This window comes from Sphingomonas sp. PEI4, from assembly GCF_056679955.1.
The window spans coordinates 2333055-2347107 of sequence record NZ_CM155258.1; the positions used below are offsets into that span (position 1 = coordinate 2333055).

11 protein-coding genes and 1 tRNA gene are annotated in these 14053 nt (G+C 65.7%); 3 read left to right on the forward strand and 9 right to left on the reverse strand.

The window, feature by feature from the left end:
• Positions 1-14 precede the first annotated feature (14 nt).
• Complete coding sequence (locus AC1MLZ_RS10675) at positions 15-1127, forward strand: MlaA family lipoprotein (RefSeq protein WP_480958431.1); 1113 nt, start codon at positions 15-17, stop codon at positions 1125-1127.
• A gap of 345 nt (positions 1128-1472) precedes the next feature.
• Here the strand turns inward: AC1MLZ_RS10675 and AC1MLZ_RS10680 are convergent, their stop codons facing one another.
• A complete protein-coding gene (locus AC1MLZ_RS10680; RefSeq protein WP_480958432.1) occupies positions 1473-2774 on the reverse strand; it encodes a hemolysin family protein in 1302 nt (433 codons plus the stop codon).
• Between the two features lie 194 nt (positions 2775-2968).
• On the opposite strand from AC1MLZ_RS10680, the gene AC1MLZ_RS10685 reads away from it, so the two are divergent.
• Complete coding sequence (locus tag AC1MLZ_RS10685) at positions 2969-3643, forward strand: YiaD family glycine zipper/OmpA-like lipoprotein (RefSeq protein ID WP_480958433.1); 675 nt, start codon at positions 2969-2971, stop codon at positions 3641-3643.
• 142 nt (positions 3644-3785) lie between these two features.
• Here the strand turns inward: AC1MLZ_RS10685 and AC1MLZ_RS10690 are convergent, their stop codons facing one another.
• The 8 genes from AC1MLZ_RS10690 to AC1MLZ_RS10725 all read right to left on the reverse strand — a co-directional run bounded on the left by AC1MLZ_RS10690 (position 3786) and on the right by AC1MLZ_RS10725 (position 13774).
• Positions 3786-4145 (reverse strand): tRNA-binding protein, encoded by a 360-nt coding sequence (locus AC1MLZ_RS10690; RefSeq protein WP_480958434.1) that lies wholly within the window; start codon positions 4143-4145, stop codon positions 3786-3788.
• Positions 4132-4806: a glutathione S-transferase family protein gene (locus AC1MLZ_RS10695; RefSeq protein ID WP_056054264.1), complete on the reverse strand. Its 675-nt coding sequence runs from the start codon at positions 4804-4806 to the stop codon at positions 4132-4134. Before AC1MLZ_RS10695 ends, AC1MLZ_RS10690 begins: the two co-directional genes overlap by 14 nt.
• Positions 4807-5053: 247 nt before the next feature.
• Positions 5054-9580 carry a glutamate synthase large subunit gene (gltB, locus tag AC1MLZ_RS10700; protein ID WP_480958435.1) on the reverse strand — a complete coding sequence of 1509 codons (4527 nt, stop codon included), beginning with the start codon at positions 9578-9580 and terminating at the stop codon, positions 5054-5056.
• The gene (locus AC1MLZ_RS10705) at positions 9580-10059 is read right to left on the reverse strand and encodes a hypothetical protein (RefSeq protein ID WP_480958436.1); all 480 of its coding nucleotides are present in this window, start codon (positions 10057-10059) and stop codon (positions 9580-9582) included. The genes gltB and AC1MLZ_RS10705 overlap by 1 nt, the downstream gene beginning before the upstream one ends.
• A complete protein-coding gene (locus tag AC1MLZ_RS10710) occupies positions 10056-10352 on the reverse strand; it encodes a hypothetical protein (RefSeq protein ID WP_480958437.1) in 297 nt (98 codons plus the stop codon). The genes AC1MLZ_RS10705 and AC1MLZ_RS10710 overlap by 4 nt, the downstream gene beginning before the upstream one ends.
• Positions 10349-11791: an NAD(P)-dependent oxidoreductase gene (locus AC1MLZ_RS10715; protein ID WP_480958438.1), complete on the reverse strand. Its 1443-nt coding sequence runs from the start codon at positions 11789-11791 to the stop codon at positions 10349-10351. The genes AC1MLZ_RS10710 and AC1MLZ_RS10715 overlap by 4 nt, the downstream gene beginning before the upstream one ends.
• Positions 11792-11942: 151 nt before the next feature.
• Positions 11943-12752: an undecaprenyl-diphosphate phosphatase gene (locus AC1MLZ_RS10720; RefSeq protein WP_480958439.1), complete on the reverse strand. Its 810-nt coding sequence runs from the start codon at positions 12750-12752 to the stop codon at positions 11943-11945.
• 68 nt (positions 12753-12820) lie between these two features.
• Positions 12821-13774, reverse strand: a complete 954-nt coding sequence (locus AC1MLZ_RS10725; RefSeq protein WP_480958440.1) for a complex I NDUFA9 subunit family protein — start codon at positions 13772-13774, stop codon at positions 12821-12823.
• A 112-nt stretch (positions 13775-13886) separates the two neighbouring features.
• Here AC1MLZ_RS10725 and AC1MLZ_RS10730 point away from each other — a divergent pair.
• A tRNA-Leu gene (locus tag AC1MLZ_RS10730) sits at positions 13887-13973 on the forward strand.
• The last annotated feature ends 80 nt before the right edge of the window (positions 13974-14053 follow it).

The following is a 14053-nucleotide window of genomic DNA, read 5'->3' on the forward strand; positions in this document are numbered from 1 at the left end:
GGCGATGAGTGCACATGCTGGTAATGATGAGCGCAATGTTGTTGACGGGCGCACCCGTTCACCTCACGGCCGCGCCCGTATCGCTGCCCAGCGAAGGCACGAGCGCGGCGTTACCCGGCGCGGTACTGTCGCCGTTCACTGATGATTTTCGATCCGTCGCGTCGATGGCGGTTTCGCCGCTGGCCTTGGCCGCGTCGCTTCCGGCGATCGAGATCGTCCACCAGGGGCTGCCGACGCAGGACATTCCACCGGTCGGCCCCGCCCCGCTGGGAACGCCGTCCGCCGGGCGCGCTCCGAACGACATCATCGTCACCGGCCGCAAGGACGCCGCGGGCGATCCGCTGCGTGCGGCCAACGCCGAGTCGTTCGCGGTGACGCAGAAGGTCGACGACGCGGTGATCGGCCCGGTCGCGCGGACCTATAAAAGGACCGTGCCGAGCCCGATCCGACGCGGCATCCACAATTTCCTCTACAATCTGCGCGAGCCGATCGTCTTCCTGAACTTCCTGCTGCAGCTCAAGCCGGGCAAGGCGGCGGAGACGGTCGGGCGGTTCGCGATCAACTCGACGATCGGCGCGGTCGGCGTGATCGACATGGCGAAGCGCAAGCCGTTCCGCCTGCCGCGGCGCTCGAACGGGTTCGCCAACACGCTTGGCTATTACGGCGTGAAGAACGGGCCGTTCCTGTTCCTGCCGCTGGTCGGGCCGACGACGATCCGCGACCTGCTGGGCGGTGCGGTCGATCGACTGATCCTGCCGGTCGGCGTCGGCAAGCCGTTCACCAGCGCGTCGTACACGATCCCGGCGGGTATCCTGGGTGCGCTCGACCACCGGTCCGAGTTCGACCAGACGCTGAAGGACCTGCACGACAATTCGCCCGATCCGTATGCGGCGACGCGGGCCTTCTATCTCAACCGGCGGCAAGCGGAGATCGATCACCTCCACGGGCGCGTCGAGGGCGATCCGGCGGGCATGTCGGGGCCGCCGCCGAGTGTGGTGCCGTTCGTGCCGAAGTATCTGGAGCCTGGGGCGGGAGCCGCTTCGGGGGCCATTTCGGAGGTGCCGGCGGCGGAAACTACGAAACCAACTACGATGGATTTGAAGCCCGGGACCGAACCCCGCCCGTAACCGTGGACCGAGAACTGGAACGGAAGACACACTCCGCCCTTTCCGTTCGTGCTGAGTAGAGACCGAGTAGCTCCGTCAGGAGCGTATCGAGGGCTCGTATCGAAGCATGGGTTCCGCGCGCCAACTTGTCCTTCGATACGCCGCTTCGACAAGCTCAGCAGCTACTCAGGACGAACGGGGGGCGCGCCCCAACGCTCGTCACCCCAGCGTACGCTGGGGTATCCTGATTGGGATAGATCGCGCATCAAACGGGATATCCCAGCTTCCGCTGGGATGACGGGATTTGGAGGCGGCGGGATCGCCCATGCACCGTGAGTTCTCCTGGCAACGCAGGAGAACCAGTCCTCAGACTTCGCTCACCAGCAGCTTGTCGATCCGCCGCCCATCCAGATCGACGATCTCGAACTTCCAGCCCTGTTCGACGAAGCTCTCGCCCTCGCCCGGCAGGTGGCGGAACACCGACAGCGCCAGCCCGGCAACCGTTGCGTAATCGCGATCCTCGGGCAGGTCGATGCCGAGGCGGTCGGCGAGCGAATCCGCGGCCATCGTCCCCGCTACCAGCAACGAGCCGTCGTCGCGCACCACCACCGAAGGCGCGTCATCCGGATCCGAGTCCGACTTGAACTCGCCGGCGATCGCTGCGAGCAAATCCGCCGGCGTGACGATCCCTTCGAAATGGCCGTATTCATCGTGGATCAGCGCCATCGGCACTTCGGCTTCGCGGAGCGCCAGCAGCGCATCCATCGCGTCGATCTGGTCGATCACCACCGGCGCCTTGCGCATCAGCGCGCGCAGGTCGATCGGGTCGCCGCGGAACAGCGCCGCGGCGATGTCGCGCGCCTGGACGACGCCCTTGACGGTGTCGATCGAGCCTTCGCCGACCGGCAGGCGCGTATGCTGCGACGCGAGCAGGGTCTCGCGGATCTCGTCGGGGCCCCAGTCGCAGTCGAGCCAGTCGATCTCGGTACGCGGCGTCATCACCTCGCGCACCGGGCGATCGGCGAGGCGCACGACGCCCGAGATGATCGAACGCTCGTGCTCCTCGATGATTCCCGACTTCGACGCTTCGGCTACGATCATGTGGAGTTCTTCGGCGGTGACGTGCTCTTCCGATTCGCGGTTGAGCCGGAGCAGCTTGAAGATCAGCGCGCTGGTCGAATCGAGCACCAGCACGATCGGCGCGGTGCCGATCGCGAGCCCGCGCATCACCGGCGCCATGAACGACGCGATCGCCTCGGGCGAGCGGAGCGCGAACTGCTTGGGGACGAGCTCGCCGATGATCAGCGACGCGTAAGTCGTCAGGCCGATAACGATCGCGAATCCGGCGGTCTCCGCAGTCGAGGCGGACAGGCCCCATGCCTGCAACCGCGCGGCGGTCGGCATGCCGAGGCTGGAGCCCGAATAGGCACCTGCGAGGATGCCGATCAGCGTGATGCCGATCTGGACGGTCGAGAGGAACTTGCCGGGGTCGGCGGCGAGCACGAGCGCGGCGCGCGCGCCCTTCTTGCCTTGGCGTGCCATCGCCTCGAGCCGGGCCTTGCGCGCGGAGACGATCGCGAGTTCGCTCATCGCGAACACACCGTTCAACGCGACGAGCGCGAGGATGATCGCGACGTCGATCCAGGGGAAGGGGGGAAGCGGTGCCATTGGCTCGTCGCCTCTTTGCAGGACAACGCCGCGTCGTACAACCGTCTTGCGTAAAGCCGTGCGGATACTCGACATCGCCGCGCGATGATGGTCATGGTGGGTTCGGTGCGCAGGCGGAACAATCGTCGCGAAGCCGGGTTATCGGCCGTATCGGGGACAAAGCCGTCATCCATCATGTCTCAGGGAGATTATCTATGAAAACCAAGATGTTCGCAGGCGCTGCAATCGCTGCATTGATCGCCACCAGTGGCTGCACGACCGATCCCGAGACGGGCCGCCAGACGATTTCGAAGACCGCGCTGGGCGGCATCGGCGGCGCGCTCGGCGGGTATCTGCTCGGCGACGTGGTCGGTGGACGGAGTGACCGGACCGAGAAGCTGCTGGGTGCCGGCATCGGCGGTCTCGCGGGCGCAGGCGTCGGCGCGTACATGGACAAACAGGAGCGCGACCTGCGTGCGCGCACCGCGGGCACCGACGTGCAGGTGATCCGCCAGGGCGACGACCTTGTGCTGAACATCCCGTCGGGCATCACCTTCGCCTATGACAGCGCGAACGTGCAGCCGCAGTTCCAGCGGACGCTGGATCAGGTCGCGGACACGCTGTCGCAGTACAACCAGACCTATGTCGACGTGTACGGCCATACCGATTCGACCGGCAGCGATGCGTACAACCAGACGCTGTCGGAGCGTCGTGCGCGCTCGGTCGCGGATTATTTGTCGGGCCACGGCGTACAGGCGGCGCGCATCGGCACGCGCGGCTATGGCAAGACGCAGCCGATCGCGTCGAACGATACCGATGAGGGGCGTGCTGCGAACCGTCGCGTCGAGGTGAAGATCGTGCCGATCACGCAGAGCGACCTGCGCCGGTAAGCGCTGGGGCTGATCCTCCCCCGCAAGGGGGAGGTGGCGCCGAAGGTGACGGAGGGGGAGAACACGGAACCGAGGTTTGCCCTACCTCCCCCTCCGTCTGGCAAGCGCCAGCCACCTCCGCCTGGCGGGAGAGGATTTTTCTTCAGAATAACCGTCCGCCGTTGGGGACATTCAGGCTCGGCGATATCAGCACCACCTTCCCGTCCGCGTCGGGAAAGCCGAGCGTCAGGACTTCGGACATCATCGGGCCGATCTGGCGCGGCGGGAAGTTTACCACCGCGGCGACCTGGCGACCGATCAGTGTTTCCGGTGCGTAGTGTTCGGTGATCTGCGCCGACGAACGCTTCACGCCGATCTCCGCGCCGAAATCGATCCGCAGCTTGATCGCGGGTTTGCGCGCCTCGGGAAAGGCTTCCGCATCGACGATCGTGCCGACGCGGATGTCGACCTTCTCGAAATCCGCGAAGACGATTTCAGGGGCGGGCATCTCAGAAATCGACATTGTCGTAGTGCGCCGGGGGTGAGATCAGCTCCATCCGTTCGGACAGCAGCGGGCGGAAGCTCGGGCGGCTTTTGAACCCGCGATACCAGCGGGCGGTCTGGTCGTGGCCCTTCCAGTCGATCCCGCCGAGATAGTCGGTCACCGAGATCTGCGCGGCCGCCGCCAGATCGGCGAGGCTCATCGTCGCGCCGCCGAGCCAGTTCCGGTGATCGAGCAGGTAATCCATGTAATCGAGATGTCCGACCGCGGCCTTCATCGCCTCGCGCAAGCCCTTGGCGTCGGGCGCGGTGCGGTGGGCGAGGCGCTTGACCATGCGCTCGTGGAGCAGCGGCCCGGTGACGTCGCGGTAGAAATGCGTGTCGAACCACGTGACCAGCCGGCGGATCTCGGCGCGGTTGGTCGCGGTGCCGTTGATCATCGCCGCCTTCTCGACGGTTTCCTCGAAAAATTCGCAGATCGCCATCGAATCGATGAGGGGGGCCACGCCGCGCGAGGCGTCGACCATCACCGGGGTCTGGCCGGCGGGGTTCATGTCCATGAACTCGTCGCGGCGATCCCAGGGCGATTCGCGGACCAGTTCGTAGCCGACCCCCTTCTCGCCCAGCAGCAGGCGCACCTTTCGCGAGAAGGGACACAGGGGGAATTGGTAAAGCTGCCACATGCCCTTCGTTTAGGCGGTGGGGGGCGGGTGTGTCACTAGCGCGGGTGGTCGGCGCGTAAGAAGATTTGGTTCACGCGGAGGCGCGGAGACGCGGAGGTGTTGCGTTGGGCGCGAGCGAAGCTCCTTCACCACCGATCGCAATCAGATAGAAGCAGAGGGAGTTTTAGCTCCGCGTCTCCGCGCCTCCGCGTGAACCCATCTTACTTGCACCACCCCGGCGGCAACCAGGGTGGTGGTAGGGTTTGGCTTACTCCGCCGCGACCAGTTCCGCGCTGTCGTCGAGCGGATGGCTCAGGCGGGTGAGCATTTCCTTTGGGACGATCTGCCAGAAATGCGGCGCCACTCGGTCCCAGTCTTCGAGCAGGCCCTTCGACCATTTGCTGTCGGTGGTGTCGGCATGATCGCGGACGAGGTCGAGCAGGACGTCCGCCCAGTGCAGCGATTTCACGCGGTCCCAGGTGATGTTCTCGGGGTTGGCGCGCTTTTCGAACGTGCCGTCGGGATCGTAGACGAACGCCATCCCGCCGGTCATGCCTGCGCCAAAGTTCGCGCCGACCTTGCCCAGCACCACCGCGATACCGTTGGTCATGTACTCGCACCCGTTCGCGCCGCAGCCCTCGACGACCACGCTCGCGCCCGAATTGCGGACTGCGAACCGCTCGCCTGCCTGCCCCGCCGCGAACAGCCGGCCCGACGTCGCGCCGTACAGCACGGTGTTGCCGATGATCGTGTTGTCCTGCGACGCCAGCGGCGAACTCACCGCAGGCCGCACGATGATCGTGCCGCCCGAGAGACCCTTGCCGACATAGTCGTTCGAATCGCCGAACACCTCGAGCGTGATGCCCTTGCACAGGAACGCGCCGAGCGACTGGCCCGCAGACCCTCGCAAACGGATCGTCACGTGATCGTCCGCCAGCGTCGACATGCCGAACTTCCGCGTGATCTCGCTAGACAGCCGCGTGCCGACCGCGCGGTGCGTGTTGCGCACCGAATAGGTCAGCTGCATCTTCTCGCCGCGCGAGAACACCGCGGCGGCATCCTTGATGATCTGCGCGTCGAGGCTGTCGGGGACTTCGTTGCGGAAGGTCGACAGGCTGAAGCGGCGCTGCGAATCGTCGGCGTCGACCTTGGCCAGGATCGGGTTCAGGTCGAGATCGTCGAGATGCTCGGCGCCGCGGCTGACCTGCCGCAGGAACTCGGTGCGGCCGATCACGTCGTCGAGGCTCTTCACGCCCAATCGCGCGAGGATGTCGCGGACTTCCTCGGCGATGAAGGTCATCAGGTTGATCACCTTCTCGGGCGTGCCGACGAACTTCTGCCGGAGCGCGTCGTTCTGCGTGCAGATGCCGACTGGACACGTGTTCGAATGGCACTGGCGGACCATGATACAGCCCATCGCGACCAGCGACAGCGTGCCGATCCCGAACTCCTCCGCCCCCAGGATCGCGGCGATGACGATGTCGCGACCGGTCTTGAGCCCACCATCGGTACGCAACCGCACGCGCCCGCGCAGACCGTTGAGCGTCAGCACCTGGTTGACCTCCGACAGGCCCATCTCCCACGGCGTGCCGGCATATTTGATCGAGGTCTGGGGCGACGCGCCCGTCCCGCCGACATGGCCGGCGATCAGGATCACGTCGGCATGCGCCTTCGCAACCCCCGCCGCGACCGTACCGATGCCCGCCGACGAGACGAGCTTCACGCACACCCGCGCCCGCGGATTGATCTGCTTCAGGTCGTAGATGAGCTGGGCGAGATCCTCGATCGAGTAGATGTCGTGATGCGGCGGCGGCGAAATCAGCGTCACGCCGGGCGTCGCGTGGCGCAGCTTGGCGATGAACTCGGTAACCTTGAAGCCGGGGAGCTGGCCGCCTTCGCCGGGCTTGGCGCCCTGTGCGACCTTGACCTCGATCTCCTCGCACGCGTTGAGATATTCCGCCGTGACGCCGAAGCGACCGGATGCGACCTGCTTGATCGACGAGTTGGCGTTGTCGCCGTTCGCATACGGCACGAAGCGCGACTTGTCCTCGCCGCCCTCGCCCGAGACGGCCTTCGCGCCGATCCGGTTCATCGCGATCGCCAACGTTTCGTGCGCCTCGGGGCTGAGCGCGCCGAGCGACATGCCGGGTGTGACGAAGCGCTTGCGGATCTCGGTGATCGCCTCGACCTGGTCGACCGCGACGCCCTCCGCGGGGAAGTTGAACTGGAGCAGATCGCGTAAGTACACCGGCGGCAGATCGGACACGCCGCGCGAGAATTGCAGGTAGCTGGTGTAGCTGTCGTTCGCGACTGCGGTCTGGAGCAGGTGCATCAGTTGCGCGGAATAGGCGTGGACCTCGCCGGTGTGGCGCTGGCGATAGAAGCCGCCGATCGGCAGCGTCGCCACCGCCGGATCGAACGCCGCCGCATGGCGATCGGTCGCGTTGACGTGCAATGAGGCATAGCCCTCGCCGCTGATCTTCGCGGGCATGCCGGGGAACAGGTCGTTGACGAGGCTGCGCGAGAGGCCGACCGCCTCGAAATTATAGCCGCCGCGGTAGGACGAGATGACCGCGATGCCCATCTTCGACATAATCTTTAGCAGCCCCTCCTCCACGGCGACGCGGTGGCGGCGGAGGCATTCGGCAAGGTCGAGATCGCCGAACAGCCCGCGCGACTGGCGATCGACGATCGCGGCTTCGGCGAGATAGGCGTTCACGGTGGTCGCGCCGACGCCGATCAGCACGGCGTAATAATGCGTGTCGAGGCATTCGGCCGAGCGGACGTTGATCGACGCGTAGGAGCGCAGGCCGCGGCGGACGAGGTGCGTGTGCACCGCCGCCACGGCAAGCACGCCGGCGATGCCGACGCGATCTTCGCTGATCGCCTCGTCGGTGAGGAAGATCTCGCTCTTGCCTTGGCGAACCGCCTGCTCGGCCTCGTTGCGAATCCGCTGGATCGCAGCACGCAGCTTCTCCGGGCCGCCGCCGACGTCGAACGTGCAGTCGATCTCGGCGACCGCGTTACCGAAATGCGCCTTCAGCCGCGACCAATGCTCGCCCGTCAGGACGGGCGAATCGAGGACGAGCACGCGCTCGCGCTGGTCGCGGACGTCGAGGATGTTGGCGAGATTGCCGAACCGCGTCTTCAGCGACATCACGTGGCGTTCGCGCAAGGGATCGATCGGCGGGTTGGTCACCTGGCTGAAGTTCTGGCGGAAGAACTGGCTGATGAGGCGCGGCTTGTCCGAGATCACGGCGAGCGGCGTGTCGTCGCCCATCGAGCCGATCGCTTCCTTGGCGGATTCGACCATCGGCGACAGGATCAGCTCCATGTCCTCCATCGTCTGCCCCGCCGCGACCTGACGGCGCGCGAGTTCCGCGCGGTCGTAACGCACCACCGCATCCTCGACCGAGGGTAGATCGGCGAGCGTGTGGAATTCGCCGATCATCGCGGCGTAATCCGCCTCGCCCGAGATGCGATCCTTCACTTCGCGATCCTGGAGCAGGCGACCTTCGTCCAAATCGACCGCGATCATCTCGCCCGGCCCCAAACGCCCCTTGGCGACAATCGTCGATTCGGGAACGACGACCATGCCGCTCTCTGAACCGACGATCAGCAGGCCGTCAGACGTCAGCGTGTAGCGGAGCGGACGCAGCGCGTTGCGGTCCATGCCGGCAACTGCCCAGCGGCCATCAGTCATCGCCAGCGCAGCGGGGCCGTCCCACGGCTCCATCACGGAGGCGAGATACTGGTACATCGCGGTATGCTTGGGCGGCATGTCCGGGCTGGACGCTTCGGGGACGAGCATCAGCTTGGCGGTCGGCGCGTCGCGGCCTGAGCGACAGATCGCCTCGAACACCGCGTCCAATGCAGCGGTGTCGGACGCGCCGGCGGGGATCACCGGCTTGATGTCCTCCGAATTGTCGCCGAACGCGAGGCTCGCCATGCGGATCTCGTGGGAGAGCATCCAGTTCTTGTTGCCGCGGATCGTGTTGATCTCGCCGTTGTGCGCGAGGCAGCGGAACGGTTGCGCCAGCCACCATTGCGGGAAGGTGTTGGTCGAATAGCGCTGATGGAAGATCGCGACGCGGCTTTCGAAACGCTGGTCGCAGAGATCCGGGTAGAAGACGGAGAGCGATTCGGCGAGGAACAGCCCCTTGTAGATGATCGAGCGGCACGACAGCGAACAGACGTAGAAGCCCTGGATCTGCGCGGCGATCACACGCTTCTCGATTCTGCGGCGGACGAGATAGAGCGTCTTCTCGAACTCGGCGGCGTCCTGTTCGTCGGGCAGCGGGCCGGCGATCATGATCTGCTCGATCTCGGGACGCGTCAGTTGCGCCTTGATGCCGATCACCGACACGTCGACCGGCACCTGGCGCCAGCCATAGATGGTGTAGCCAGCCTCGATGATCGCGCTCTCGACGATCGTCCGGCAATCCTCCTGCGCGCCGAGATCGGTGCGGGGGAGGAAGATCATGCCGACCGCGAGCCGGTTCGGCCGAACCTTGTGGCCGGATGCTGCGACCGCGTCGTCGAAGAACCGGATCGGCAGGTCGATATGGAGCCCCGCGCCGTCGCCGGTCTTGCCGTCGGCGTCGACCGCACCGCGGTGCCAGACGGCTTTGAGCGCATCGACCGCCGACTGCACCACGCGGCGCGACGCACGGCCATCGGTGGCGGCAACTAGGCCGACGCCGCATGCGTCGCCCTCAAACTCGGGGCGGTACATGCCTTCGGCGGCGAGACGGGCGCGTTGGGCAGTCATCGGATCAGTCATGGCATCGGTCATCAAATATGCCCCTCGGAGCGAAGCTTGGCGATGGTCTGGCGGGTGGCGGCAATCAGATCGGGAAGATCACTCCAGGCGCGGTTGGCCCTCTGCGCCCGAGCTTCGGATCTGATCGGATAATCATGAACGAGTATATTGCGGGTCGCCCCTATCGCGATCCACCGATCGGCGGATTCGATGCCGCCCAGCGCCTCGACGCGGCGAAACTGGTTTTGCGCCGACAGACCGTCGACAGTTTCACCAGACAGGAACAGGAAACCCCTGAACAACTTGCGGCTGGTGAGGTCGAACTGCTGTTCGAACATCCGCAATAGCGCGTGAAGCCGCTCCCACGGATCGTCCGTCCACGTCGCCAAGACGTCTGCCGATGTCGGCAATAACGACGACATGCGAACGCCCAGTCGCTCCAGATGCCCCGTCAGTTGCTCGGCGGCGATGACGGCTTCCAGGGTGGCTTCGCGGACGTCATCGCGGATCACAGGATGATGCCCTCACGCATTGCCGCCCGATCGATCCAGCGCGTTGTGCCGCCCCGCGCCGCGACGACGACATCGATCTGATCTTCGTCCAGTGCCTGCCAGATCAGGCTTCGGAAGCGAACCTCGTGGTCGACATCCGCCTTGTCCGGCGTGGCTTCTATATGGATATCGATGTCACCACCGCGCTTGGCGTCATCGACGCGGCTGCCGAACAGACGGACGACGGCGTCGGCGCCGAACGCCTCGCTCGCCGCAGCCTTGATCGCAGCGATCTCATGAGCCCTGAGCCTCATGCCGCGACCTTCGCGTTCGCCGCCTTGGTCTTCAGCCATTTGTGCATCGTCGCCGCCACATCGCGGCCATCGCGGATCGCCCAGACGACCAGGCTCGCACCGCGGACGATATCGCCCGCCGCGAACACGCCGTCGAGCGAGGTCATCAGCGTCTTGCCGTCGACCAGCACGGTGCCCCAGCGGCTGACCCCCAATTCCGGCGTTGCGAACAGCGTCGGCAGGTCCTCGGCGTCGAAGCCCAGCGCCTTGATGACGAGGTCGGCGTCCACCGAATAATCGCCGGCAGGATCGGGCTCCGGCGCCCGGCGACCGCTTGCGTCGGGCGCACCGAGACGCATCTTCCGGACCTTCACGCTCGACACGGTATCGCCGCCGTCGAAGCTTTGCGGGCCGGACAGCCAGACGAACTCGACGCCCTCCTCCTCGGCATTGGTCACTTCGCGCTGCGATCCCGGCATGTTGGCGCGGTCGCGGCGGTAGAGACACTTTACCGACTTGGCACCCTGACGGATTGCGGTCCGGACACAGTCCATCGCGGTGTCGCCGCCGCCGATCACGACGACGTCCTTGCCCTCCGCGTTGAGGCTGCCGTCGTCGAATGCGGGGACCGCATCGCCGAAACCCTTGCGGTTCGACGCGACGAGGAAATCGAGTGCCGCGACCACGCCATTCGATGCGCCGCCCGGCAGGTCCATAGCGCGCGCCTTGTAGACGCCGGTCGCGATCAGGATCGCGTCGTGCCGCTGGCGCAGATCATCAAGGCTCGCATCGTCGCCGACCGCGAAGCCTTCGTGAAAAACGATGCCAGCCGCCTTGAGGCGCTCGACGCGCCGCATGACGATCGGCTTTTCGAGCTTGAAGCCGGGAATGCCGTAGGTGAGCAAGCCGCCCGCGCGGTCGTAGCGGTCATAGACGTGCACGTCATAGCCGTGGCCACGCAGATATTCCGCGGCGGTGAGACCCGCGGGCCCCGCGCCGATCACGCCGACCGACTGGCCGCGGGACTTGCCCGGCACCAGCGGCTCGACCCAGCCATTTTCCCAGGCGGTGTCGGTAATGAATTTCTCGACCGAGCCGATCGTAACGGCACCGTGCCCGGTGAACTCGATGACGCAATTGCCTTCGCACAGCCGGTCCTGCGGGCAGATGCGGCCACAGATCTCGGGCATGGTCGAGGTTGCGTTGCTGAGTTCATACGCCTCGCGCAGCCGCCCCTCCGCCGTCAGCCGAAGCCAATCCGGGATATGCTGGTGCAGGGGGCAATGCACCGAGCAGTAGGGCACGCCGCACTGCGAACAGCGTCCGGCCTGCTCTTCCGCAGGTTGCACCGCAAATCGCTGCGCAATCTCGCGGAAATCCTCCTGCCGTTCTTCCGCAGTGCGCTTTGCCGGATAGGATTGCTCCCGCCCGACAAACTTCAGCATCGAATCGTTCGCCATACACGCCTCCGACAGCCGCGTTATTGCGCTGCCGTAAGCTTGTCACCGTAGAATCGACGATTACGTAAGCATTACTGTCGCATAAATCACGAAATGCGCTGAATTATGTACGAATTGGCCCCGACAACGCCCGATTAGATCCGTCCCGGTCCTACTTGCTTAGAAGCCATACCAGTGCAGCGGAACCGGCAGCCACCCGGTACCAGGCGAACGGCACGAAGCCGTGCTTGGTGACGATCCCGACGAACCACTTCACCACCAGCAGTGCGACGACGAACGACACCGCGGCGCCGATCGCGATCGCGCCAAGGCCGACACCGCCGCCGCTCGCGATCGCATCGCGGTTCTTCAGCAGTTCGAGCGCGCTCGCCCCGAGCATGGTCGGGATCGCGAGGAAGAAGCTGAACTCCGCCGCGGTGCGCCGCTCGACGCCCAACGCCAGCGCGCCGAGAATCGTCGCACCAGAGCGGCTGACGCCCGGAATCATCGCGAGGCACTGGAGGAAGCCGATGCCGATCACCGTCTTCAGCGGAATGTCCGCGACGCCGCTGATGTCGCTGCGCGGCGCCAACCGCTCGACCGCCAGGATCGCGAAGCCGCCGACGATCAGCGCGATCGCGACCACTTCGGCATTCCCCAGCAGCGCCTCGATATAATGATGCAGCGCGAGGCCGATCACCGCCGCCGGGATGAACGCGACCACCAGGTTTCGCAGGAACAGCCAGGATTTCGGCTCGCGCTTCAACAACCCCATGCCGACCGCCCAGAACGTCCGCCAGTACAGCACGACGATCGCCATGATCGCGCCGAGCTGGATGACGACGTTGAACACCTCCCAACGCCCCGCGTCATAGCCAAGCAACCGTGTCGCGAGGATCAGGTGCCCGGTTGAGGAGACGGGCAGGAATTCGGTGATCCCCTCGACGATGCCGAGGAGGATGACGGTGAGAAGTTCGGTCAAGCAGGCGCTCCGGCGTCGCGAGTTTCAAAAAAGGCGCGGGTGTCAGGGCAGGCTTAGCACGTGCAGCATCAGCCTGCGTGAACTTCCGCACGCGTTTCGGCGCGGCGGCCGAACCGTCCGGCCTTGCGAAAGCGCACTAGCCAGCCCGGTGCGACCGTCGACAACGGCGTCGCCTCGATTCCGAACGCCGCAAGGCCGTCCGTGCCGGTGACGATATTGTCGCTCTGCAGCATCGTCCACTGATCCTTGGTGATCGGCATGCCCGGCAGGAAACCGGCCTTGGCGATCATCGCGCCGGCAAAATCCGGAAGCTCGACGATCGAGGGATCGCGGCCGATCGTCTTGGCGATCCAGCGGATGAGATTGCCCATCGTGATGATGTCCGGTCCGCCGAGCTCCAGCGTCTGGCCGCCGAACGTATCGGGAGCAGACGCCGCCGCGACGATCGCGTCCGCCACGTTGCCGACGAACACGGGTTGGAACTTCGCCCCTGCGCGCAGCACCGGCACGACCGGCGCCTTGGCGATCATGCCGGCAAAGCGGTTCACGAACTGGTCTTCCTGGCCGAAAACGATCGAGGGCCGCAGAATCGTCGCGTTCGGGAACGCAGCCAGCACCGCCGCCTCGCCCTGCCCCTTCGACTTGCCGTACGCCGACGCGGACTCCGGGTCCGCGCCGATCGCCGACACGTGCACCAGTGCGCCGACGCCAGCCTTTGCAGCGGCTTGTGCGACGGTCTGGGCCCCCAGCGCCTGTACGCGCTGGAAATCGCCCGCCAACACGCCGACCAGGTTCACCACCACGTCCGAGCCGTGGACCGCGTGTGCAATCGTCTCGGGCTTGGTCACGTCAGCACCGACGAACTGAGTCTGGCCGAGCCCCCCGAGCGGTTTCAGGAAGAACGCCTGTCGCGGATCGCGCTGCGCGATGCGGACGCGTGCGCCCGTCGCCAGCAGCGCCTGTGCGACATAACGGCCGACGAAACCGCCGCCCCCGATCAGCGTCACCAGTTTGTCGTTCATCGCCCGTCCGTCCACTTTGTTTTGCCTGCCAATCACGAATAACCCCTTGCCCCAGCAAGAGGCGTGTTGACAAGCATTGCGACCCTCCACTAGAGGCGCCCTCCTACCCCGTGCCCGGATGGCGGAATTGGTAGACGCACCAGCTTCAGGTGCTGGCGATCGCAAGGTCGTGGAGGTTCGAGTCCTCTTCCGGGCACCATTTCTGCGAGAGCGGATCTGCATAGACGCCAAGCCTGCCGCATCGGCTTTGGCTGTGCGGCACTTCGTTTGCCTTGCAGG